This window comes from Collimonas fungivorans Ter331, from assembly GCF_000221045.1.
Classification (GTDB): domain Bacteria; phylum Pseudomonadota; class Gammaproteobacteria; order Burkholderiales; family Burkholderiaceae_D; genus Collimonas; species Collimonas fungivorans_A.
On the sequence record NC_015856.1, the window covers coordinates 3567107 to 3588943 of the forward strand.

The 21837-nt window shown below is 61.2% G+C and carries 23 protein-coding genes; 4 read left to right on the forward strand and 19 right to left on the reverse strand.

Translation table 11 applies throughout. The features are described from left to right. From CFU_RS15620 to CFU_RS15665, 10 genes are all read right to left on the reverse strand, one after another. Entirely contained in the window at positions 1 to 906 is a 906-nt protein-coding gene (locus CFU_RS15620; protein ID WP_014007002.1) for an EAL domain-containing protein, read from the reverse strand. Positions 907 to 955: 49 nt separating this feature from the next. Continuing rightward, the gene (locus CFU_RS15625) at positions 956 to 1171 is read right to left on the reverse strand and encodes a TOBE domain-containing protein (protein ID WP_014007003.1); all 216 of its coding nucleotides are present in this window, start codon (positions 1169 to 1171) and stop codon (positions 956 to 958) included. Positions 1172 to 1231: 60 nt separating this feature from the next. Next, positions 1232 to 1447, reverse strand: a complete 216-nt coding sequence (locus CFU_RS15630; RefSeq protein ID WP_014007004.1) for a TOBE domain-containing protein — start codon at positions 1445 to 1447, stop codon at positions 1232 to 1234. A 45-nt stretch (positions 1448 to 1492) separates the two neighbouring features. Next, positions 1493 to 2329, reverse strand: a complete 837-nt coding sequence (locus CFU_RS15635; RefSeq protein ID WP_014007005.1) for an ATP-binding cassette domain-containing protein — start codon at positions 2327 to 2329, stop codon at positions 1493 to 1495. 34 nt (positions 2330 to 2363) lie between these two features. Beyond that, entirely contained in the window at positions 2364 to 3197 is an 834-nt protein-coding gene (ssuC, locus tag CFU_RS15640; protein ID WP_014007006.1) for an aliphatic sulfonate ABC transporter permease SsuC, read from the reverse strand. A gap of 10 nt (positions 3198 to 3207) precedes the next feature. Beyond that, complete coding sequence (ssuD, locus tag CFU_RS15645) at positions 3208 to 4356, reverse strand: FMNH2-dependent alkanesulfonate monooxygenase (protein WP_041742168.1); 1149 nt, start codon at positions 4354 to 4356, stop codon at positions 3208 to 3210. Positions 4357 to 4381: 25 nt separating this feature from the next. Beyond that, entirely contained in the window at positions 4382 to 5389 is a 1008-nt protein-coding gene (locus tag CFU_RS15650; protein ID WP_041742169.1) for an aliphatic sulfonate ABC transporter substrate-binding protein, read from the reverse strand. 10 nt (positions 5390 to 5399) lie between these two features. Beyond that, the gene (locus CFU_RS15655; RefSeq protein WP_014007009.1) at positions 5400 to 6395 is read right to left on the reverse strand and encodes a sulfonate ABC transporter substrate-binding protein; all 996 of its coding nucleotides are present in this window, start codon (positions 6393 to 6395) and stop codon (positions 5400 to 5402) included. A gap of 125 nt (positions 6396 to 6520) precedes the next feature. Continuing rightward, positions 6521 to 7111: an NADPH-dependent FMN reductase gene (gene ssuE, locus CFU_RS15660; RefSeq protein ID WP_041742170.1), complete on the reverse strand. Its 591-nt coding sequence runs from the start codon at positions 7109 to 7111 to the stop codon at positions 6521 to 6523. Positions 7112 to 7178: 67 nt separating this feature from the next. Next, entirely contained in the window at positions 7179 to 8195 is a 1017-nt protein-coding gene (locus CFU_RS15665; protein WP_041742171.1) for a sulfate ABC transporter substrate-binding protein, read from the reverse strand. A gap of 247 nt (positions 8196 to 8442) precedes the next feature. Between CFU_RS15665 and CFU_RS15670 the strand changes: the two genes are divergently transcribed. Continuing rightward, complete coding sequence (locus CFU_RS15670; protein WP_014007012.1) at positions 8443 to 8913, forward strand: DM13 domain-containing protein; 471 nt, start codon at positions 8443 to 8445, stop codon at positions 8911 to 8913. On the opposite strand, the gene CFU_RS15675 is transcribed toward CFU_RS15670, so the two are convergent. The 3 genes from CFU_RS15675 to CFU_RS15685 form a co-directional block, all read right to left on the reverse strand. Further along, positions 8891 to 10045: an MFS transporter gene (locus CFU_RS15675; protein ID WP_041743568.1), complete on the reverse strand. Its 1155-nt coding sequence runs from the start codon at positions 10043 to 10045 to the stop codon at positions 8891 to 8893. The two genes, CFU_RS15670 and CFU_RS15675, sit on opposite strands and share 23 nt — an antisense overlap. A 14-nt stretch (positions 10046 to 10059) precedes the next feature. Continuing rightward, positions 10060 to 10836 carry a DeoR/GlpR family DNA-binding transcription regulator gene (locus CFU_RS15680; protein WP_014007014.1) on the reverse strand — a complete coding sequence of 259 codons (777 nt, stop codon included), beginning with the start codon at positions 10834 to 10836 and terminating at the stop codon, positions 10060 to 10062. 103 nt (positions 10837 to 10939) lie between these two features. Beyond that, complete coding sequence (locus CFU_RS15685) at positions 10940 to 11374, reverse strand: diacylglycerol kinase (protein ID WP_014007015.1); 435 nt, start codon at positions 11372 to 11374, stop codon at positions 10940 to 10942. Positions 11375 to 11579: 205 nt separating this feature from the next. Here CFU_RS15685 and CFU_RS15690 point away from each other — a divergent pair, with 205 nt between their 5' ends. Then, entirely contained in the window at positions 11580 to 12362 is a 783-nt protein-coding gene (locus tag CFU_RS15690; protein WP_014007016.1) for an IclR family transcriptional regulator, read from the forward strand. 127 nt (positions 12363 to 12489) lie between these two features. On the opposite strand, the gene pbpG is transcribed toward CFU_RS15690, so the two are convergent. Both pbpG and CFU_RS15700 read right to left on the reverse strand, forming a co-directional pair. Beyond that, positions 12490 to 13641: a D-alanyl-D-alanine endopeptidase gene (pbpG, locus tag CFU_RS15695; RefSeq protein WP_041742172.1), complete on the reverse strand. Its 1152-nt coding sequence runs from the start codon at positions 13639 to 13641 to the stop codon at positions 12490 to 12492. Between the two features lie 167 nt (positions 13642 to 13808). Beyond that, a complete protein-coding gene (locus CFU_RS15700) occupies positions 13809 to 14567 on the reverse strand; it encodes a class I SAM-dependent methyltransferase (RefSeq protein ID WP_041743570.1) in 759 nt (252 codons plus the stop codon). A 122-nt stretch (positions 14568 to 14689) separates the two neighbouring features. On the opposite strand from CFU_RS15700, the gene CFU_RS15705 reads away from it, so the two are divergent. Next, the gene (locus CFU_RS15705; RefSeq protein ID WP_014007019.1) at positions 14690 to 15472 is read left to right on the forward strand and encodes a helix-turn-helix transcriptional regulator; all 783 of its coding nucleotides are present in this window, start codon (positions 14690 to 14692) and stop codon (positions 15470 to 15472) included. A 6-nt stretch (positions 15473 to 15478) separates the two neighbouring features. On the opposite strand, the gene CFU_RS15710 is transcribed toward CFU_RS15705, so the two are convergent. Both CFU_RS15710 and CFU_RS15715 read right to left on the reverse strand, forming a co-directional pair. Next, positions 15479 to 16378, reverse strand: coding sequence for a DMT family transporter (locus CFU_RS15710; RefSeq protein WP_014007020.1), 900 nt, complete (start codon positions 16376 to 16378; stop codon positions 15479 to 15481). A 3-nt stretch (positions 16379 to 16381) separates the two neighbouring features. Continuing rightward, positions 16382 to 17317: a histone deacetylase family protein gene (locus tag CFU_RS15715; RefSeq protein ID WP_014007021.1), complete on the reverse strand. Its 936-nt coding sequence runs from the start codon at positions 17315 to 17317 to the stop codon at positions 16382 to 16384. 306 nt (positions 17318 to 17623) lie between these two features. On the opposite strand from CFU_RS15715, the gene CFU_RS15720 reads away from it, so the two are divergent. Next, entirely contained in the window at positions 17624 to 18193 is a 570-nt protein-coding gene (locus CFU_RS15720) for a phasin family protein (RefSeq protein WP_041742173.1), read from the forward strand. Between the two features lie 66 nt (positions 18194 to 18259). Here the strand turns inward: CFU_RS15720 and CFU_RS15725 are convergent, their stop codons facing one another. Continuing rightward, complete coding sequence (locus CFU_RS15725; RefSeq protein WP_050808616.1) at positions 18260 to 20839, reverse strand: DUF349 domain-containing protein; 2580 nt, start codon at positions 20837 to 20839, stop codon at positions 18260 to 18262. A gap of 111 nt (positions 20840 to 20950) precedes the next feature. Beyond that, a complete protein-coding gene (locus CFU_RS15730) occupies positions 20951 to 21751 on the reverse strand; it encodes a competence/damage-inducible protein A (protein WP_041742174.1) in 801 nt (266 codons plus the stop codon). Positions 21752 to 21837 lie beyond the last annotated feature (86 nt).

A 21837-nucleotide genomic window follows, 5' to 3' on the forward strand; every position in this document is an offset into this window, starting at 1 on the left:
TCAACTTCCTCCAGTATCGAGTTCCGCCGTAGAGAAACCGTCTTGCAGCGACGCCGGCGCGGCAAATGCATGCAGCGCCGCCTGCGGCAAGTCCCACAGGAAACCCTGGCCATGCAGGGGCAGCGCGGCAATCCTTGCCAGCTGTTGCAGCACTTCCAGGTCGCGCGCCTTTTCCAGCCGCTTGAAAATCACCTGGATCCCGCGCTTGGCGCAGTCTTCCAGCAAACGCGTGGTCTGCTCGTCGTGGGTGACGCCGCGCGCATCGATCTTGATCACATCCGGCCGCACCCGCTCCAGCAGGCTCGCGGCTTGCGCCACATCGTCCGCATTCACCGCCAGCCGGAAATGATTGCGCCGGTAATTGTCCAGTACATAGTTTAGCAGCCAGCCCTGGTTTTCGGTGATGGTCGGCAGCTGCAGCACGATCCGCTCGTGCGGCAGGCCGAGCAGGGTCAGGATGCGCCGGAACGCCATGCCGTGGTTGCTGTCGACCGCCGCCAGCAAGCGCGCATGCACGCTCAGGTAGAGATCGCCGGCCACCGCCTCTGCCTGCCGGTAGAAATTGATCGAATGCAGCATGCGGCACAATCGGTCGAGTTCGATCGACTCGTCGTCGCTGGCCGCATGGTCCAGCAGTTTCCACAGGTACAGGCCGTTGTCGTTGGCCGAATAGCTGTGGGCAAAACCTTCATGGCCGATGATGGCGCCCTTGCCCTCGCTCATTCTGGCCTCGATCCGGCGCAGGGGCTGGAATACGCTGGTCAGCGTAGTGTTGAAATAACGCCCCTGGGCGCGCCCGTCACTGTCCAGCCAGACCCGGCAATCGCTGCGGGCCGGGTCCGGATTCGTGTCATCCCTGGCGCCGTTCAAACGGGCCAGGTACTGCTCCAGGGCGGGAAAGGACATGGGTTTGCCTCGATGTGGTCGGACGATGTGATAGATACAGGGACGGACCTCAGATCTTGGCGATCGATACTTCGGTAGCCTTGACCAGCGCCACCACTTCGGTGCCGATCACCAGGCCCAGGTCCTTGACCGAACGCGTGGTGATCACAGAAGTGACGATGCCGGCCGGGGTCTCGACGTCGACTTCCGACACCACCGTGCCTTCGATGATGGCCTTGATCTTGCCCTTGAACTGGTTACGTACATTGATGGCTTGGATAGTCATGATGTTTTCCTGGATGAATACGATTTGGATACGATGGAACGAGATGCGCCGAGTGCAGAATTACAGCTTGGCGAGCGAGACTTCGGTGGCTTTCACCAGCGCCACCACTTCGGATCCGACCACCAGGCCGAGATCGCGCACGGAACGGGTAGTGATGACCGAGGAGACGATGCCGGAAGGAGTCTCGATATCGAGCGCGGACAGCACGTCATCCTCGGTAATGCTGTGGATCTTGCCGCGGAACTGGTTGCGGACGTTAATTGCCTGGATGCTCATGGTTTCTCCTTTGGTAATGCGGCTGCAAAAAAATGCGTCGAAAAATCAGATGGCCCAGCCGACCTGGCTGACCGTACGCTGCAGCGAAACATCGCCTAACGCCGAATCAGGCTGTGCCGCCGGGTGTTTCAGTACGCGCGCCAGAATCCGTTCTTCCAGCTGCGCAAAAACCAGGTTGCCGCGAGCGCGCGGACGCGGCAGGCTGATCCGTTCGTCCAGCGTGATTTCGCCGTCTTCGATCAGCAGCACACGGTCCGCCAGCGCAATCGCCTCTTGCACGTCATGCGTCACCAGCACGGCGGTAAACCCGCGTTCCTTCCACAGCGCTTCGATCAGCTGCTGCATTTCGATCCGGGTCAAGGCGTCCAGCGCGCCGAGCGGCTCATCCAGCAGCAACAGTTCCGGGTCGTGCACCAGCGCCCGCGCCAGCGCTACCCGTTGCCGCTGGCCGCCGGACAATACCGCCGGCCACTCGTGGGCGCGGTCTTCCAGGCCGACCTGGGCCAAGGCTTTGGCTGAAGCCAGCGAGGCTTTCGGTAAGCCGAGACCGACATTGCTGAGCACCCGCTTCCACGGCAGCAGCCGGGAATCCTGGAACATGATGCGAATTTCCGGCTGTTGGCCATGCGCGCCGAAACCGATGCTGCCGCTGCTGGTCTGCTCCAGCCCTGCAATCAGGCGCAGCAAGGTACTCTTGCCGCAGCCGCTGCGGCCGACAATAGCGACGAATTCACCGGCGGCGACTTCGACATCGAGCGTCTTCAGTACTTCGCGGCCGGCGTACGACTTGGACACCGAGCGCACCCGGATGCCGACGCCGCGGCCAACGCCAAGCTGGCCTGCGGCTTTTACTTCGGCATTTTCAACTGGATCATTCTGCATCGCGTTTCCACCTTGATTAACTTGTACTGCACACTCATTGATAACCGGGATGCCAGCGCAGCCAGTAACGCTCCAGCAGGCGTGCCAGGATGTCGGCCAGCTTGCCCAGCAAGGCGTACAGCAGGATGCCTACCAGCACCACGTCGGTCTGCAGGAACTCGCGCGCATTCATGGTCATGTAGCCTATTCCCGCTTGCGCCGAAATAGTCTCGGCGACGATCAGCAAGACCCACACCAGGCCCAGTGCAAAACGCACGCCGACCAGAATCGAAGGCAGGCCCCCCGGCAGGATCACGTCGCGATACAAGGGCCAGCCTGACAAGCCGTAGCTCTTGGCCATCTCGATCAAGCCTTTGTCGACCGAACGGATGCCGTGGAAGGTGTTCAGGTAGACCGGGAAAAACACCCCTATCGACACCAGGAACAGTTTCGACGATTCATCGATGCCGAACCACAGGATCACCAGCGGAATCAGGGCCAGCGCCGGGATGTTGCGGATCATCTGGATGCTGGTGTCGAGCAGGGTTTCAGCCTGCTTGAAAGTGCCGGTCAGCAAACCCAGCAACAGGCCCAGGCCGCCGCCCACTGCAAAACCGGAAATCGCGCGCCAGGCGCTGACCCGCACATGTGTCCACAGTTCACCGGACAGCGTCAGCGACCAGGCCGCGCGCGCCACTGCCCATGGCTCAGGCAAGATCCGGCTCGACAGCCAGCCGACCTTGGCGGCGAATTCCCAGCCCAGGATCAAGGCCAGCGGCAGCAGCCAGGGCAACAGGCGTTCCTTCCAGATGTGCGCCGCCTTGGACTTGGCCTTCCCTGCCTTCGTTTGCGGCCGCGATGCGGCGACGGTGCTACTGATTGCGCTCATGTCGGCTCCATCAACTCTGCGACGCCTTCGGCAGCAAACCGTTGGCGATCACTTCGCCGAACGGCCCCGTCAGCGCCTGCTCGCCGCTGGCGGCGCGGCCTTTGCCCAGCAAAGGGAAAACCAGCTCGGCAAAACGGTAGGATTCTTCCAGGTGCGGATAACCGGAAAGGATGAAAGTGTCTATGCCCAATGCCGCGTATTCCTGCATCCGTTCCGCCACGGTTTCCGGATCGCCCACCAGCGCGGTGCCGGCGCCGCCGCGCACCAGGCCGACACCGGCCCACAGGTTAGGCGACACTTCCAGCTTGTCGCGGCGGCCGCCATGCAGGGCCGCCATGCGCCGTTGTCCTTCCGAATCCATCTTGGAAAATGCGGCCTGGGCGCGGGCAATCACGTCGTCGTCGACATGGCTGATCAATTCTTCTGCAGCTGCCCATGCAGCCTGGCTGGTTTCGCGCACGATTACGTGCAGGCGGATTCCGAAACGCACGGTGCGGCCATGCTTGGCGGCGCGCGCGCGGATGTCGGCAATCTTTTCCGCCACCGCGGCCGGCGGTTCGCCCCAGGTCAGGTAAACGTCGACCTGTTCCGCCGCCAGCTCATGCGCCGGTTCCGAAGAGCCGCCGAAATATAAGGGCGGATAGGGTTTCTGCACCGGTGGATACAAGGTCTTCGCACCCTTGACCTTGATGTGCTTGCCGATGAAGTTATAACCGGCCTCGCCGCCTTCGCCGGACAAGGCGCCGCGCCACACCTTCAGGAACTCGGAGGAAATTTCATAACGCTCGGCATGGTCGGCAGACAGGCCGTCTGCTTCCAGCTCGGCCTGGTCGCCGCCGGTCACGACATTGATCAGCAGGCGGCCATTCGACAGCCGGTCAAAGGTTGACGCCATGCGGATCGCCAGGCCAGGCGTGCTCAGGCCGGGACGGATCGCCACCAGGAATTTGAGGCGCTGGGTGAAACCCAGCAAACTGGATGCAACCACCCAGGCATCTTCGCAAGAGCGCCCGGTAGGCAGCAGCACGCCGTCGTAACCGAGGGTGTCGGCGGCCACCGCGATCTGCTTCATGTAATCGAAGTTGACCGGGCGCGCGCCCTGCGAGGTGCCGAGGTAACGGCTGTCGCCGTGGGTGGGAATAAACCAGAAAACGTTCATGACTGCTTCCGTATATAAATGTGTTTTATTGCTGCGCCAATGGCGCGCTCTTGGGATGCCAGACAATATCGGCCACCTTGACCGTGCGCGGAATCAGGCCGAGTTCCTTGAAGCTGTCGGCGACACGCTGCTGGTCGGCCACCAGCGCCGGGGCGAGCACCGTGGTCGGCGACGGGTTGGGACGGCGGCTCAGGAACAGGTGCACCGTGGCCAGGTTCAAGCCGCTCACATCGGCGATCAGCTGCGCCACTTCCTTGCGGTTTTGCTGCACGTAGCGATCGGCCTTGGTCAGCTCATCCAGCAGGTTCAATATCGTGCCGGGATAATTTTCGACAAACCCGCGCGCCGCCAGGTAGAACGAATTATTGTTCGACAGGCCGCTGCCGGTGCTCAGGACGCGCGGCTTGAAACTTAGTTCGGCGGCGCCGTAATACGGATCCCAGATCGCCCAGGCGTCGACGCTGCCGCGCTCAAACGCAGCGCGCGCATCGGCCGGCGCCAGGTAGACCGGCTGGATGTCGGTCCAGGCCAGGCCGGCTTTCTTGACCGCTCGCACTAGCAGGAATTGCGCGCTGGAGCCCTTTTGCAGGGCGATCCGCTTGCCTTTCAGGTCCGCCAGCGTCTTGATGTTCGAAGCAGGTTGCACCAGCAGCGCGGAGCTCTCCGGTTTCGGCGGCTCGGCGCCGACGTACAGCAAATCCTTGTTGGCCGCCTGCGCAAACACTGGCGGGCCATCCCCGGTCAGGCCGAAATCCAGGCTGCCGGCCGACAAAGCTTCCAGCAGCTGCGGCCCGGCCGGAAATTCCAGCCAGACGATCTTGCTGTTCTTGAAGCGCTGCTCCAGCGTGCTGCGCTGTTTCAGCACCACCAGGTTGACCGCGCTTTTCTGGAAGCCGATGCGTATCTGCTCGGGCTCCCTGGCTACGGGCTGCGCCTGGCTCAGCGGTGCGGCCAACAGCGTGGCCAAAAGCGGCAGCGCCATTGCAAGGCGGATTTTCTGCAGAGTACGGCGGCGGAACAAAGAGATAGACATGGGTCCGGCCTCAGGATTTGTCTGCCAGCTTGGCTGGCAATACCGCATCGCGCGTCGAAATCTTCTTGGGAATCAGCTTCAACTCATAGAAGGTGTCGGCGATCTTCTGCTGCTCGTCCAGCACTTTGCTGTCGACCGGCTTGTAGATATGGGCGTAATGCTTGAGGCCGGTTTCGATCACATCCGGCTCCAGCCCCTGGATCGGCGCCAGCTGGGCCGCCGCTTCCTTGTAGTTGGCGCGTATCCACTGGCCCTCCTTGCCGGCTTCTTCCAGGACGGCGTTGACTACCGCCTGGTTCTTTTCCGCGTACTTGCGCGCGCTCAGGAAAAACTGGTGATGGCTGACGACGCCGCTGCCGCTCGCCAGGACGCGGGCATCGATCTGCTTGATCGCCGCCGTCTGGAACGGATCCCAGATCGCCCAGCCATCGACCGCGCCACGCTCGAAAGCGGCGCGGGCGTCGGCCGGCGCCAGGTAGATCGGCTGGAATTCGGTATAGGCGATGCCGCCCTTCTTCAGCAGGCTGATCACCAGCCAGTGCACGTCTGAACCCTTGTTGAAGGCGATTTTCTTGCCTTTCAGCTGCGCCAGCGAAGTGATCGGCGAATTCTTCGGCACCAGGATGCTCTCCGCTTCCGGCGTCGGGATTTCGTAAGCACTGTAGACAAAATCGGCGCCGGCAGCCTGGGCTACGATAGGCGGCGCTTCGCCGACATAACCGAAATCGACTGAACCGACATTCAAGGCTTCCAGCAGTTGCGGGCCGGCGGCGAACTCGGCCCACTTGACCTCGATGCCTTGCGCCGCCAGGCGTTTTTCCAATGTGCCATGGGCTTTCAGCAGGACCAGGGTGCTGGCGGCTTTCTGGTAACCGATGCGCAGCACCTGCTTGTCCTGCGCCTGCGCCAGTTGCGGCAAGCCTGTGAAGGCGGCGCCGGCGACGACCGCAGAGAGCAGCGCCAGCACCTGGCGCCTTGTGTGTTTGTTGCTGGTCGAGACTGTCATTGCATGCTTCCTGTTTTTTTAGACAAAACGATCCCCGCCGCCGGTCAAGGCAGATTTTTCAAGCGCTGGGCGGGGTAAGTTGCTTAGTTAACTGATTCGATTAGCTGATCCGGCTGGATTTCCCGCTACACGCTACATCGCACCTGCGAAAACGGAATCGGATCGAAATGGTTGCTGCCGGTCTTGCGTAAAGCCAGCAAGCTGTCCGACAACTGCTGCACGCCTTCGTTAATCCGCTGGAAGATCGCCTGGTCCAGGCTCAAGCCCTCCTGCTCCGACCACTGCACCTGTGCTTCCGTCGCATAGATGCTGGGCAGTACATGCCTGGCCGCCAGCGACGACAATACCGGCCGCAAGGCGTAATCCAGCGCCAGCATGTGCGACTGGCTGCCGCCGGTGGCCAGCGGCAGCACCAGCTTGTCGGTCAGGCCGAACTGCGGCAGCAGGTCGAGGAACGCTTTCAGCACGCCGCTGTACGAAGCCTTGTAGACCGGCGTCGCCACCACCACCGCGGTGGCTTGCGCTACCTGCGCCAGCGCCGCCTGGATCGCCGCGTGGTTGAAATCGGCCCGCAGCAGCGCATCGCCCGGCAGGTCGCGCACATCCAGTTTGCTGTAGCGATGTCCCAGCACGGCCAGCTTTTCACCTGTGTAATGCAATAAACGGGTAGAACGCGAAGGCGCGGACGGGCTGCCGGCCAATAACAAAATAGTCATCTGTAGCAATCTTGAAACCGCCCTGCCAGGCAGGGCGGCTGAATCATGGTCATTCCGGCCAGCCGGCTTATTTCACGCCAGGCTGGTAAATCTTGTCGAACACGCCGCCGTCGCTGAAGTGGGTCTTCTGTGCATTTTTCCAGCCGCCGAAAGTGTCGTCTATGGTGAACAGGGTCAGCTTCGGAAACTTGCTGGCGTATTTGGCGGCGACTTTAGGATCGATCGGACGGTAGTAATTGTGGGCGGCGATTTCCTGGCCTTCCGGCGAGTACAGGTACTCCAGGTAGGCTTGCGCAATCTTGCGTGTGCCGCGCTTGTCGACCACCTTGTCGACCACTGCCACCGGCGGTTCCGCCAGGATGCTCAGCGACGGGAAGACGGTATCGAACTTGCCTTTGCCGAACTCCGCTTCCACCAGGTAAGCCTCGTTTTCCCACGACAGCAGCACGTCGCCGACGCCGCGCTCGGCAAACGTCACGGTCGAACCGCGCGCGCCGGAATCCAGCACCGGCACGTTCTTGTACAGGCGCGAGATGAAATCGCGCGCCTTGGCGTCGTCGTTATTGTTCTTCTTCAGCGCATAACCGTAAGCGGCCAGGTAGGCCCAGCGCGCGCCGCCGGAAGTTTTCGGATTGGCCACCACTACCGACACGCCAGGCTTGACCAGGTCGTCCCAGTCCTTGATGCCCTTGGGATTGCCCTTGCGCACCAGCAGCACGATGGTCGAAGTGTATGGGGTGCTGTTATGCGGCAAGCGTTTTTGCCAGTCGGCCGGCAACAGCTTGGCTTTTTCGGAAATCTCGTCGATATCGTAGGCCAGCGCCAGGGTCACCACGTCGGCTTCCAGGCCGTCGATCACCGAGCGCCCCTGCTTGCCGGAGCCGCCATGCGACGCCTTCAGGGTGAGGTTGTCGCCGGTCTTGTCTTTCCAGTATTTGGCAAAAGCCTTGTTGTACTCTTGGTACAGCTCACGTGTCGGATCGTAAGAAACATTGAGCAGCGAAAAATCAGCCGCATGAACAATCTGCGCACTCTGGGCCACCAAGGCGATGGCGATGACCGACCTGACTATTTTCTTCAACATGTTCTGCTTCCCTTGTTTGTGAATATTTTTGTTTTGAGGAATACAGATTAATGAGGCGGCCTGGAAAACAAAACGAATTCTTTCTTCTCTCCTTATGCAAAAAACAGATATGTATGGACCGGCCGGATGAATAAGGAGGGTGCTCATTCCCGCTGAATTAGCATATAGCTGGACAAGCTGTAAGGAATCGCAATCTCGGGCGACTAGACAACAACAGTGTTGCCCATTCCCCTAGCCGGAACCGTACATGAAAAGATTCCTCGCCTATTTCGCCTCCCACCTGCTGGCTGTCGCCATTGGTTTTGCCGGCGGCATCTATCTATTGCCGATTCTCACCGCCGGCGCCGGCCCGAGCGCGGCCGAGCTTAAGCAGGCTAGCGGCACAGCACGCCATAGCGGGATGTTCAAGAAGGATTTGCCGGGAAGCGATTTCCTGCATTGGGCGCAAGGTACGGTGACCCTCAGCGACGACACCATCGCCTTCGAAGGCAGCATCGCCCCCGGCCCTGACTACAAGGTGTACCTGACATCTGCATATGTCGACAACAAGGCCGATTTCCTCAAGCTCAAGGAACGCTCCCTGCGCGTAGGGGAAGTCAAGACTTTCGACCGTTTTATCGTCAAGCCGGCGCAGCCGCTGGACCTGGCCAAATACAATACGGTCGTCATCTGGTGCGAGACTTACTCGCAGTTCATCAGCGCCGCGCAGTTCCGCTAGTTCCTGCCACCCCAAGATAGGCGCTGGAGGCCACCAGCAGCAATGCGCAGCCCAGGCCGCCGAAAGCGATGCTCAGGCTGCTGGCATGCGCCACAAAGCCGATCAGGGCCGGGCCAGCCAGGATGCCGGCATAACCGATGGTGGTAATGGCGGCGATCGCCAGGCTGGCTGGCATGGCGCCGTGGTTGCCGGCGGCGCTGAACAGGATCGGCACGATATTGGAAGCACCCAGGCCGATCAGCACGAAACCGGCCAGCGCCACTGCAGCGCTTGGCGCAGAGACGGCGACAAAGAAACCGCCGGCGGCGCACAAGCCGCCCAGCAGCAGCACGCGCTTAGCGCCGAAACGGCGCACCACGCGATCTCCCGTCAGGCGGCCGCAAGTCATGGCGATGGCGAAAGCAGCATAGCCGAGGCCGCCCTGGCTGGCATCCAGTCCGCGCGTGGCGGTCAGGAACAATGCGCTCCAGTCGAGGATCGCCCCCTCCACCAGGAACACGATAAAGCACAGCACGCCGATGAAGATCACGGCGCCATGCGGCAGCACGAACAGCGCGCCGCGTTCACTCGCCTCCGGCGCGCGCAGCAAGTGCGGCGCCGCCGGCAGCAATAGCGCAGCAACCAGAAGCGCCGCCAGCCCGCTGGCCGTCGACGGACTCAAGCCCAGCCACAGCAACAGCGCCACGCCGCCGGCGCCGACAAAGCCGCCGACGCTGAACATGCCGTGGAAACCCGACATGAGCGCGCCGCCGCTGGCCTTCTCCACCATCACCGCATGCACATTCATGGCGACATCCAGCGTGCCGATGGCGGCGCCGAAAAAGAACAAGCCTATGCCCAGCTGCAGCGGACTGGCGGCCAGCGCCAAGCAGGGAAGAATCAGGCAAGCCAGCGCACCGGCGCTCAGCACCACGCGGCGGCAACCGAGGCGCGCCGCCAGCATGCCGGTTACCGGCATCGATAGCAGCGAGCCGACGCCCAGGCAAAGCAGCAGCAAGCCAAGCTCAGCCTCGCCCACGCCCAGCCGCGCTTTCACATACGGCACCAGCGGCGCCCAGGCCGACATCGCCAGCCCGGCGCAGAGAAATGCCAGCCGCGTGGCGTAGCGCTGTTTGGGGCCGATGAGATTCATGGCATTGTTTTGCATCATACGGCCTCGGCATACAGCAGTTGCACGCCTTGCCGGCCGAATTGCGCGGCCTGCCTGCGGTCGGCGCCGGACTCCAGCACCAGGTACGTCAGATGCTCAGCCGGCAATACCGCAAACGGCGCCGCCGTGCCGATTTTTTCCCTGGTGGCGGCCACCAGCACCGCCTTGCTGGCGGCCGCCAGGCTGCGCTTGAATTCGGCCTCTTCATAGTTGAAGCAGCTCAGCCCGGCTTCAGCATCGACGCCACAAGCGCCGAGGAAGAAAATGTCCGGCCGCATCCGCTCGGCATCGCGCAGGGCGGCGGCGCCGAGGTTGGCGCCGCTGCGGGCGTCGACCCGGCCGCCGACCATGATCAGCTCGATCTCCGGCCGCTCCAGCAGCGCCAGCGCCACTGCCGCGGCATTGGTCAGCACCGTCAGCGGCAGCGCTGGCAGGGCCGCCGCAATGGCCAGGTTGGTTGAGCCGGCGTCGATGAATAACACGTTGCCGGCGGAAACCAGCGTTACCGCCGCCTGCGCCAGCCGTGCCTTGCGTTGCGGCGCCAGCTTGCTGCGTTCGGCCAACGGCGTAGCGGCAGGCGCCGGCGGCAAGGCGCCGCCATATACTCGGGTGCAGAGGCCGGCCGCCGCCAGGTCGCGTAAATCGCGCCGGATGGTGTCCTCGGAAACATTCAGCTGTTGCGCCAGATCCAGCGCCAGCACCCGGCCGTCCGCCAACAGCCGTTGCTGGATAAGCGCGTGGCGCTCCTTGAGCAGCAGATTCGCAGTATTCATATAACCTCACATCATGCACAAACACGTATAAATATACACAAACGTGCAATCATGGGCAAGTTTTTGCCGCCGGTATATTTCCCGGCGCCTGCAGCATTCAAGATCAGGTCAGGAGAGGATAAAGAATCACCGCCCAGGTAGCGACAGCCAGCACACAAGTCAGCAGCACCGCGGCGCTGCCGAAATCCTTGGCGTTCTTGGAGAGTGGATTGCGTTCCAGCGAAACCCGGTCCACCACCGCTTCAATCGCCGAATTGATCAGCTCGATGATGATGATCCAGACCAGCACCGCGATCAACAGCAGTTTCTGCAGCGGCGTCACCGGCAGCAGCAAGGCGACAATGATGCCGGGAATGACGACCATCAGTTCCTGGCGGAATGCATGCTCGTTTTTCCAGGCCGACTTGAAACCTTCCGCCGAATAGAAGAACGCTGAAAAAATCCTCTTGAACCCGCTGGTGCTTTTGAATTCGCTGATCGGCTGCGGCTGTGCGTCTTGCGACCGTTGCGACTGCGGTGATTGCTTGTTTTCGCTCATGCTGTGCTAGGCCTGGCTTGCTGTGATGGAAACGCCGGTTTGCGTTAGCGAATTTTAACAGCCTTGCTGCGCTGCACGCCAAATGCTTTTCCTATGGCCTGCGGCAATGCGCCGGCTCGTGAATGCACTCTAATCGGCGACAATAACAAAGCATAACTTTTCACATTATGATATAAACATTCCATTGCAATGCACCATTACGCCAATGAAAACAGCTACTACCGACGACACCGATAAGATTTCGATCCAGGTTATCGAGCGCATGATTTCACTGCTTGATACGCTGGCGCTCTACCCTGATCCGGTCAGCCTGAAAGAATTATCGGCCGTCACCGGCTTGCATCCGTCGACCGCGCACCGGATCCTCAACGACCTGGTGGTAAAGCGTTTTGTCGACCGCTCCGAGCCGGGCAGCTACCGGCTGGGCATGCGCCTGCTGGAACTGGGCAATGTCGTCAAAAGCCGGCTCAACGTGCGTGAAGCAGCGCTCGATTTCATGCGCGGCTTGCATCGCAAGACCAACCAGACGGTCAACCTGTCGGTGCGCCAAAGCGATGAAATCGTCTACATCGACCGGGCGTTTTCGGAACGCTCAGGCATGCAGGTGGTGCGCGCCATCGGCGGCCGGGCGCCGTTGCACCTGACCTCCACCGGCAAACTGTTTTTGTCCATCGACGATCCGAAAATGGTGCGCGCCTATGCCACCCGCACCGGGCTGGCCGGACACAACAAGAATTCCATCACCGACCTCAGCAAGCTGGAGCGCGAATTGAGCCTGGTGCGCGCGCTCGGTTATGCGCGCGACAACGAGGAACTGGAACTGGGCGTGCGCTGCATGGCGGCCGGCATCCGCGACGATTCCGGCAAGATGGTGGCCGGCCTGTCGATCTCGGCGCCGGCCGATCGCCTGCAAGAAGAATGGGTGGAAGACCTGATCAACACCGCCAACCAGATTTCCGCTGTGCTGGGATATACCTCGCAACAGTAAGCCCAGCATCGCAGCGAGAGATAAATAGCAGGACATAAAAAAAACAGAGTTTATTCGCAATGAATAAACTCTGTTTTTTATGCCGGATGATAATCCGGTCTGCTTAGTCTACGTCCCGCGGTAAATCCTAGGTCTGGCCGTCGGCGATTTTTACCCGCGTCAACGTGGCGGGATGCGCATCGGCCAGCCATTTGCGGACCCGGTCTGCATCCGCCTGGCGCGAATACTTGCCGCGCGAATCGAGGAACACCATCACGATCTGGCGGCCGTCAATCGTGGTCTGCATGACCATGCAACGGCCAGCTTCGTTGATGTATCCGGTCTTTTGCAAACCGATCTGCCATTCAGGATTTTCGACCAGGTGATTCGACGTCGAGTATTGCAGCGGACGGCCGCCCGGCTCCACGACATACTTGGAATCGGTCGAATACTGGCGGATGACAGGATGCTGGTAGGCAGCCATCACCAGGCGCGACAGGTCGCGGGCGCTGGCGACATTCAGGTGCGACAGGCCGGTTGAATCGACATAGTGGGTTTCGGTCATGCCGAGCGCCCTGGCCTTGGCGTTCATGGCCGCGACAAACGCCGGCAAGCCGCCAGGATAGGAACGGCCGAGCGCAGATGCGGCGCGGTTCTCGGAGCTCATCAGGGCGATGTGCAGCATGTCGGCGCGCGTCAGCTGCGAACCTATGCGCAAGCGCGAGCTGCTGTGCTTTTCGCGATCGATGTCGTCATCGGTCACGGTCAGCACTTCATTCATGTCCTGTTTCGATTCCACCACCACCATGCTGGTCATCAGCTTGGTCAGCGAGGCGATCGGCAATGCAATGTGGGAATTTTTATCCAGCAGCACTTCCGAACTGTTCTGGTCCAGCACCAGCGCCACGCTCGATTTCAGTTCGAGCGGATCGCGCGTCAGGTTCAGTCCGGCTTGCTCGCCGGCAGACAGGACCGGCGGCAAAGCCGGCACTACCGGTGCGAATGCGATGCGCTGGTAAGTCACTTTGCGACGGCCGTGGACCATCACTACTTTCTTCACCAGCTTTTCATTTTTATTGAAAGACGCGGTGTTGCTGCGGCCGCGCGCCGAGATCACGAGACGTTTCCGGGAACCGGATTTGGCTATGGCTTTTTTGCTGGCGGCAGCAGTGCCCGCCGCAGGTTTTTTGGCGGCTTTTTTAGCGGTGCTGTGTTTAGTTTGAGCTGAAGCAAGAGCAACGGGCGCGTTCGCGAGCACGAGGAAGAGTGACAAAAAAACAATTAACGCGGATTTGCCCATTTGCGGCTCCAATATGCGGCGATCTATAACTTTGTGGCAGTGTAGGCAATTATCCGAAAAATCGCAAGAGAATTAGAGGGTTAGCGCACTAAATTAAACGACTTTCGATGTCTGGGCCAGAATTTGCGAGATCGATTTTACCGCAACTCCCGACCCGGATATTCTGACTATTTGTAACATTCAAGCTGCACGACGTCTATCGAAAACGAGTAATCGGCCTGCAGCTCGAAGTAAGCCGACACTTCCGACGGCGCACTGTCCCACAATGACTTGATCGCCGCCACCCGTTCCGGCGGCGTGCGCATACGCGTCACCCAGGTATCGAACTGCAAAGGCAGCTTCCAGCTTTTATCCGCGGCAGGACGCAACCCGGCCTCGGCCAGCAACTGGCGCCAGCCCGACACGCTGCGATTGCGCACATGCGAGGTGTCGCGCAGCAACTCGATGGACTGGAAATAGGTGTCGCTCAACACATCCTCCGGCGCCGCGGTATCGATCACGATGCAAGTGCCGCCCGGTTTCAGCACCCGCGCCATTTCAGCGAGCGCCGCCGGCAGCCTGCTCCAATGATGCGCGCTAAATCGCGTACACACCAGCTCAAAAGAGGCATCGGCAAACGGCAGGCGGTCGGCGCTGCCCTGCTGCACGTGGAGGTTTTTCAAACCGCGCTCGGCGGCGGCGCGCTGCACCACATCCAGCATTTCGGTGGCGAGGTCGTAGGCGATCACCACCCCGGTATGCGGCGCAATGGCGAAAGCGGCATGCCCGGCTCCGCAACCGACGTCGAGCGCCTTGCCTTGTGGGAATTTGCTGGCGTAGGCGGCCAGCTGTTGCAAGTCCGCGCCCTGGGCGTGAACGGTGCTGGTCAGGTAGGCGGCGGCGGTGCTGCCGAACTGTTCGGAAACCACTTTGTCGTGATTGCGTATGGCGGTCATCGGTTTTCTCCTCAGAAATAGGTCATGTCGTTTAGGGCAGGTTCCAGTGTAATTATTTTTTATCCTGTTACAAGACTAGTGTTTATACTAGTACTACGAATAACAGGATAAACATGGACCAGACCGGCAAACGCAAGGCCCTGGGCGAATTCATCAGGACCCAGCGCATCCAGCTCCCGACCGCGGCATTGCGGCTGGGTGGCAGCACGCGCCGCCGCACTCCCGGCTTGCGGCGCGAAGAAGTGGCCCAGCTGTGTGATATCAGCGTCACCTGGTATACCTGGATAGAACAAGGGCGCACCGTGTCGGTATCGGCGGCGGCGCTGGCAAGGATCGCCGAGGCTTTGCAGCTGTCGCGCGCCAAGCGTGCTTACCTGTTTGAACTGTCCGGCAAAAAAGACCCGCAGGCGCAGGATGGACTGGCCCAGGAAATCCCGGCTGAAATACTGGCGGTCACCGACACCATCAAGACCCCGGCCTACCTGCTGGACCGCCATTGGAATGCGGTTGCCTGGAACCGCGCCGCCAAGACCCTGTTCGTCGGCTGGCTGGATAAAAAGACCGCCAGCAGGAACCTGCTTGAGTACACCTACTGCACAGCCGACGCGGCGAACCTGATCAGCGACTGGGAACAGCGCGCCAGCCGGCTGGCGGCGGAATTCCGCGCCGATTGCGGCATGTACCTGGATGAACCCGAGATTGCCGAGCTGGTGGCGCGCCTGAGCGCCGCCAGCAGCGCGTTCAAGCGCGCCTGGAACTTGCACGATGTAGTGGAAAAGGAAGGCGGCGAACGCCGCTTCAGCCATCCGACGCTGGGCCAGCTGTCATACCGACAAGTCAACCTGCGGGTGGCCAACCGGCTCGAGCTGAAACTGGTAATGCTGCTGCCGCTGTAGGGCTGTTTATTTTTTCATGACAAAAACCACGCCCAGTATCGCCACCGCCATGCCGGCCATGCCCAGCAGGTTGAAGACCTCGCCGAACATCAACCAGGCCATCAGCGCCGTGGTCGGCGGCGTCAGGTAAAGCAGGCTGGTGACGCGGGTCGCCGCGCTTTTGCGTATCAATGCAAACAGCAGGAAGATCGCGCCTATCGACAAGGCCAGTATCGACCACAGCAAGGCGCCGATGAAACGCGGCGTCCATTGCACCGTGTCCAGGCTTGGCCCCAGGTGCTCGTAGAAAATCGCAAACGGCAACAGTACCACGATCGAGGCGGCAAACTGGATGATGGTGCCGGTGCGCAGGTCGAATTGCGGGCAGTTGCGTTTCTGGTACAGCGTGCCGAGCGTAATCGAGAGCAAAGCCAGCAGGCACAATGAGATGCTTTGCCAGGACAGCCCGATCAAGCTGACCTTGGCCGCCACCACCAGCCCTACTCCGCAAATCCCGAGCAGCAGCCCCAGCCATTGGCGCGGCCGCACCGATTCGCCGATCAAGGGCGCGGCGAACGCTGTCAGGATCGGCTGCATGCCGACAATCAGGGCCGACACGCCGGCCGGCATGCCCAGCTTGATGGCGCACCAGACGCCGGCCAGGTAACCGCCTTGCAGCAAGATCCCGGCTAGCGCGATATGCCGCACCTGGCCTGCGGGCCATGGCGCCCGCATCAATAACACCAGCGGCAGCAGGACCAGCAGCACGCCGGCGAAACGCAACAGCAGAAACGTCAGCGGCGGCGCGTACGGCAAGCCGAATTTCGCCACCACGAAGCCGGTGCTCCACAACAGAACGAACACCATGGGCATGGCCGCCAGCAGGCGGTGGGCTGGCGCTGCGGCGGGAAGGCTGGCTGAATGCATTGATTATCCGGGTTGGGGAAGCAGTTGAGCGACGCCCTGCTGGCGCGCGAAGTATGCTGCGAGCGAGATAGTTTGCAGGTGGATCGCCACCGTGTCTTGTATATTCTTGCCATAACCGCCGGCCATCGCGATCGCCACCGGTATCGCGCGGCGGCCGGCGGTCTCCAGCAGCATGGCGTCGCGTCGCGCGAGGCCGTCGAAACTCAGCTTCAGGCGTCCCAGCCGGTCGCCTTCATGCGGATCGGCGCCCGCCAGGAAAATGATCAGCTGCGGCGAGAAGCGTTCCAGCATGGCCGCCAGCGCATCCTGCAGCGCGCTCAGGTAAGCCTGGTCGCCGGTGCCGTCCGCCAGCGCCACATCCAGGTCGCTGCGTTCCTTGTCAAATGGATAATTGCGCTCGCCATGCAGCGACAGCGTGAAAACCGAATCGTCGTTGGCCAGGATCGACGCCGTGCCGTTGCCCTGGTGGACATCAAGGTCGACGATGGCGACCCGCTGCACCCGCCGTTCCGCCTGCATCAGCCGCGCCGCGATCGCGGCATCGTTGAAGACGCAGAAACCGGCGCCCTGGTCGGCGAACGCATGGTGGGTGCCGCCCGCCAGGTTGACCGCGATCCGCCCGGGATCCGTCAGCGCGGCGCGGCAAGCGGCGATGGTGGCGCCGGCCGAGCGCCGCGAACGCTCCACCATCTGCGGCGTCCATGGGAAACCGATGGCTTTTTGTACACTCTCCGGCAAAGTGCCGGCGCTGACTGCGCTTATATAGTGTGGATGATGGGCCAGGGCCAGCACGCCGTCGCTGGTGGTGGGCGCTTCATGGAAATCGATATCGCTGATGGTCCTTAGCGCAGCCTCATGGATCAGCCGGTACTTCTGCATGGGGAAACGATGGCCGGCCGGCAGTGGCAGCACGAAATGGTCGCTGTAGAAAGCTTTCAAGATTGGCGCCGGTCGGTAAAACGATCAGTCTATCATCACGGAACACTCGTAGCAGAGTGCTCAAAACAGCAACAAACGAAGCGCTGATAAATGGACACTAATACATTGATTTCATAAGCTTTGTCTTAATCGATATAAACAATATATTGCAGCGCACAAAAATTCTCTTGACACAGGCTCAGAATAATTTAAAATGAAATTGTTGCGTCGCACAATGAGCTGCCCTGCAGACGTAACGGCTAGATGTTAGCCACCCCTGAGTCGCCCTATTTGTCGTTTTTACAGTACCGAATCCTAGGAGAAGCCATGTCTACCGTTGCAGAACAATTTTCAGCCGCCGCCAAAGCCAATTTCGAATCCAACCTGGCCCTGTTCACCGAGTTCACCACCAAGGCGTTTGCCGGCGTGGAAAAGCTGATCGACCTCAACCTGAACGCCGCCAAGGCTTCGCTGGAAGACTCGAACGCCACTACCCAGAAATTGTTTTCGGCCAAAGATCCACAAGAATTTTTCTCGCTGAGCGCCGCACTGGCCCAGCCGAACACTGAAAAAGCGATTGCTTACGGCCGTCATTTCGCCAGCATCGCCTCCAGCACACAAGCTGAACTGACCAAGTCGGCTGAAGCGCAAGTTGCTGAAACCAAGCGTAAAGTCATCGAATTCGTCGACCAGGCTTCGAAGAACGCGCCTCCTGGCGCAGAAGGCGCAGTTGCTTTCGTCAAGTCGGCCATCGGCAGCGCCAACGCCGGTTACGAACAGTTCGCCAAGAGCACCAAGCAAGCTGTTGAAACCCTGGAAACCAACGTCAACAACGCTGTCGACCAGTTGTCGCAAGCTGCTACCAAGACTGCTACTGCTGCTCGTTCGAAGAAGTAATCTGCAAAGCCGGCGCGCTTGGCGCGCCGGCCTGAATCTCCTCGGTACCCTGCAATAGCGGTATCGTCATTTACCCCGGCTGGCCGGGGTATTTTTTTGCCCGGCCGCTTTGTCCGCCGCAGGCTTGACCTGGGCCACCAGTTGCAACAGCCGCTGCAGCGTCGCCTCATCCATCGCGGCCGGCAAGTCACAGACATGCAACAGCTGCTGCTCGATATTCTTCGCCGCCCCGCCCGCCTTCAACGACGCCTGCAACACCTCGACCTGCAATTGCAGGCGTTCACGCGACAGCGCCGGCGGACTATCGATGCCGGCCAGGATTTCAGCGCGCAGCAACTCTTGCTGCAATAGCGGGCGCTGGCTTTCCAGCGTGGCGGCATAGCCGCTGGCGTTCTGCAAGGCACGCTCGAAACGCGCCGCGACGACTTTTTCAAATGCCGGCGCCAGCTGCGGCAGAAGCTGCCAGCGACCGCGCCAATCGGCTTCGGCCGGGATCTCGTCCGCGGTGATGGCGGCTTCAATCTGCTGGCACAAGACCAGCTTGTCGCGCAAGGCATCGGCTTGCGCCAGCGCTGCCTGGCGCCGCCCCTGCTCCAGCCGCGCTTGCAGAGCGCCGAGCGCTGCCTGGTACCGTGCTTCAATCTGAACCTGGACCGCGCGCGGCACCTGCCCGCCACGCGCCCATTCCTGCTGTGCCTGTTGCAAGATTTTCGGCAACTCGGCCTCGGGCTGCGTCAATGCGGCTTCCAGTGCGGCGCATTGTTCTTCGCGCAAACGCAGGTTGTCGCGGCGCTCGGCATCGGCGCTGGATGCGGCTTCCTTGCGCTGGGCAAAGATGGCGTCGCAAGCGCTGCGGAAACGCAGCCACAGTTCTTGCTCGTCCTGGCGCGGCAAAGGCAATGCCTTGGCCTGTTCTTGCCAGCGTTGTTGCAATTCCTTCACGCGGTCGGCAGTATCGCGCTGGTTGGCAGGCAGTTGCGCCGCTTCGGTAATCAGTTGTTCGCGCCTGGCGATTTCGCCGGCCTGCTGCTGCGCCAGCGGCGCCTGCAAGGCTTGGATGGCGCTGGCGAAACTGCTGTCGAGTGTCTTTTTTTCGCTACGGTTGATCGGCCCCAGGTTCTTCCAGGCCTGCTGCTTCTGCTGGCAAAACTGGGCGATGGCTTTCCAGTCCTGCGCAGTTTCAGTCAACAACGCTGCCTGCGCGTACTGCAGCACTTCATCGATCAAGGCGCGCGCGTTGCCTTGGTTGGCTTGCCGTTGCTCGGCCTGTTCCTGGAAATGCGCCGCCACTGGCGCATAGGCGCTGGTGCAGGCGCTGTCAAAACCTTCCCACAGGGCTTTCGGTGCCGGCCCCGAACTGACATCCAGGGACTTCCAGCGCGCCCGCAGGCTGCCGATCTTTTTTGCCAGTTCAGCCGGCGCCAGCGATTTTTGCTGCAACTCTTGTGCCGCCTTGGTCAATTCTTCGCGCGAGACATTGCCGCCCCAGCGCGCCCAGCCTTGCAGCCGGGCCAGCTCGGCGCGCGCCTGGAGCAGGCGGCTGTTCTGCGCCGCACTCGGCTTGTGCTGCTTGAAATCGATGGCCCGCAGCGTTTTGTCGAAGTCCATCGCCACTTGCAGCGCACCGTCTTCCAGCGCTTTTTCCAGGCCGTCCAGGGCTTCGTCGATGTGCGGGCGCTCGCTTGCCTCAGTCACTGGCGCCCGGGTCTTCTGCGCTTTGTTCGGCGCGACTACCGCATGTTGTTTAAGCAACGCCTGATAGCGCTGCTCCAGGCTGTCATCAAGCAAGGCCGGCGGCAATTTCGGCAAGGCCAACCAGCCGGCTTTCAGCGTATCCGGAGTCAGCGCCTCGTCGGCAGCTTCCCAGTTTGCCAGCAAATCGCTGCGCGCCTGCAAGGCGGATTGATGCTGCTGCAGATCCGCCAGCAGCTTGCGCAGCGCCTGCGCTTCCTGCGCAAATTCGGCCGCCAGGTGGCGCGGCAAGGTCTGCCCCTCGGCGTGGCTGGCGCAAGCTGTCATTTGCGATTCCAGCGCATCCAGTTGCTGCTGGCTGTGCTGTTCGGCCGCCATCGCCGTCTTGATCTGCTGATGCAATGCGCGCACGCTGCCCAGCGCACCAATGGCACTGCGCTGCAGGTCGGCCTGGGCTGCCAGGCGATCGGCAAGCATCGCGCGCAGCTGGGAAAACTGCTGCTGCAATTCAGCCGGCACATCCTTGGCGTCCCAGCTCCGGTCCAGTTCCGCCACCTGGTTCGGCATCAGTTGCTGCTCTTGCTGCAAACGCTGCGCCTGCGCCACGGATGCGGCTGCCTTGCCGGCGGTCAGCTGTTGCTGGCGTGTGCTGTCCAGCCGCCCTTGCATCAGTTTGGCGACGCGCCGGTCGGTGTTGCGGCATGCTTGCAGCACCTGTTCCAGACCCGCCTGCGACTGCACCAGTTGCGCCGCGCACAGACGGGCATCGGCAAACGCCGATTGCAAAATGAATGCCACTGCGGCGGCTTCATCGGCCAGGCCTTGCGCCTGCTGCAGTTCCTGCTGCCGGGCCTGGTCGGATACCTGCCGGGTTTCGGCGCGCAGTGCAGCCTGGGGAGCAATAACGGGTTGCGGCGCATTGCGCTCTGCGCGTTTGAAAAGGAATCCGAACATGTGACGCCAATCAGATAGAAGCGGATGGTCGCCGACAGCTGGCGGCAAACGCTTTGGTTAAGGGGTAAAAATAAACAGAAAGCGAAATAGGAAGCGAAGCGGGGACGACAGCTAAGCCGGCCGGTACTCTGCCTTTAACTGGTCGAGGCCGGACAACATCTTCTTGAACGCTGCCGCGCTCTGCAACGGTTCGCCTTTTACGCCGAGGTCGATATGACGCCTTGTGTCGCCATCGCCGACATGCGGCAGGCTGAATACTTTCACCAGGGGGAACTCCGCCTCGATCGCTTCCATCAGCGGCGTCAGCGTCGATTCCATGGCCTCGAACACCAGCACCGATTGTTCCAGTTGCGGATTCTGGTGGAAACGGTCGGCGTAATAAGTGTCCAGCACCCACTCGAACATGGGCCAGGCCATGACCGGGAAGCCCGGCGCAAAATAGTGGGCGCCGGCGCCCTTGTGCGGCACCGAAAAACCGGGGATCTTGTTGAACGGGTTGGGAATGATGGCGGCGCCCTGCGGAAATTCGCCCATCTTCAGCCGGTGCAGGTTGTCGAGCGTATCGTAATCCAGCTCCAGCCCGGCGTCGCGTGCGGTATCGGCGATCCGTTCGCGGATCTTCTCGCGCGCTTCGGGATGCAGCACCAGCGGCACGCCCAGCGCCGCAGCGGCGCACTGGCGGGTGTGGTCGTCCGGCGTGGCGCCGATGCCGCCGGTGCAGAACACGATATCGTCGCTGTCGAAGGTGCGTTTCAGGGTGGCCGTGATGCGGGCCGGATCGTCGCCTATGTATTCGGCCCAGGCCAAGCTAAGGCCGCGGGCAGTGAGCATTTCCAGTATTTTCGGGAAGTGCTTGTCGACTCGCCTGCCTGACAGGATTTCGTCGCCGATGATGATAAGTCCGATTGCCATGGGGGATCGCCGTTTAGCTGAGGTTGGATAGAAGTATTTGGCAGAAAGATAATGAATAACACTACACCGTGAGCGTTCCATGCAGA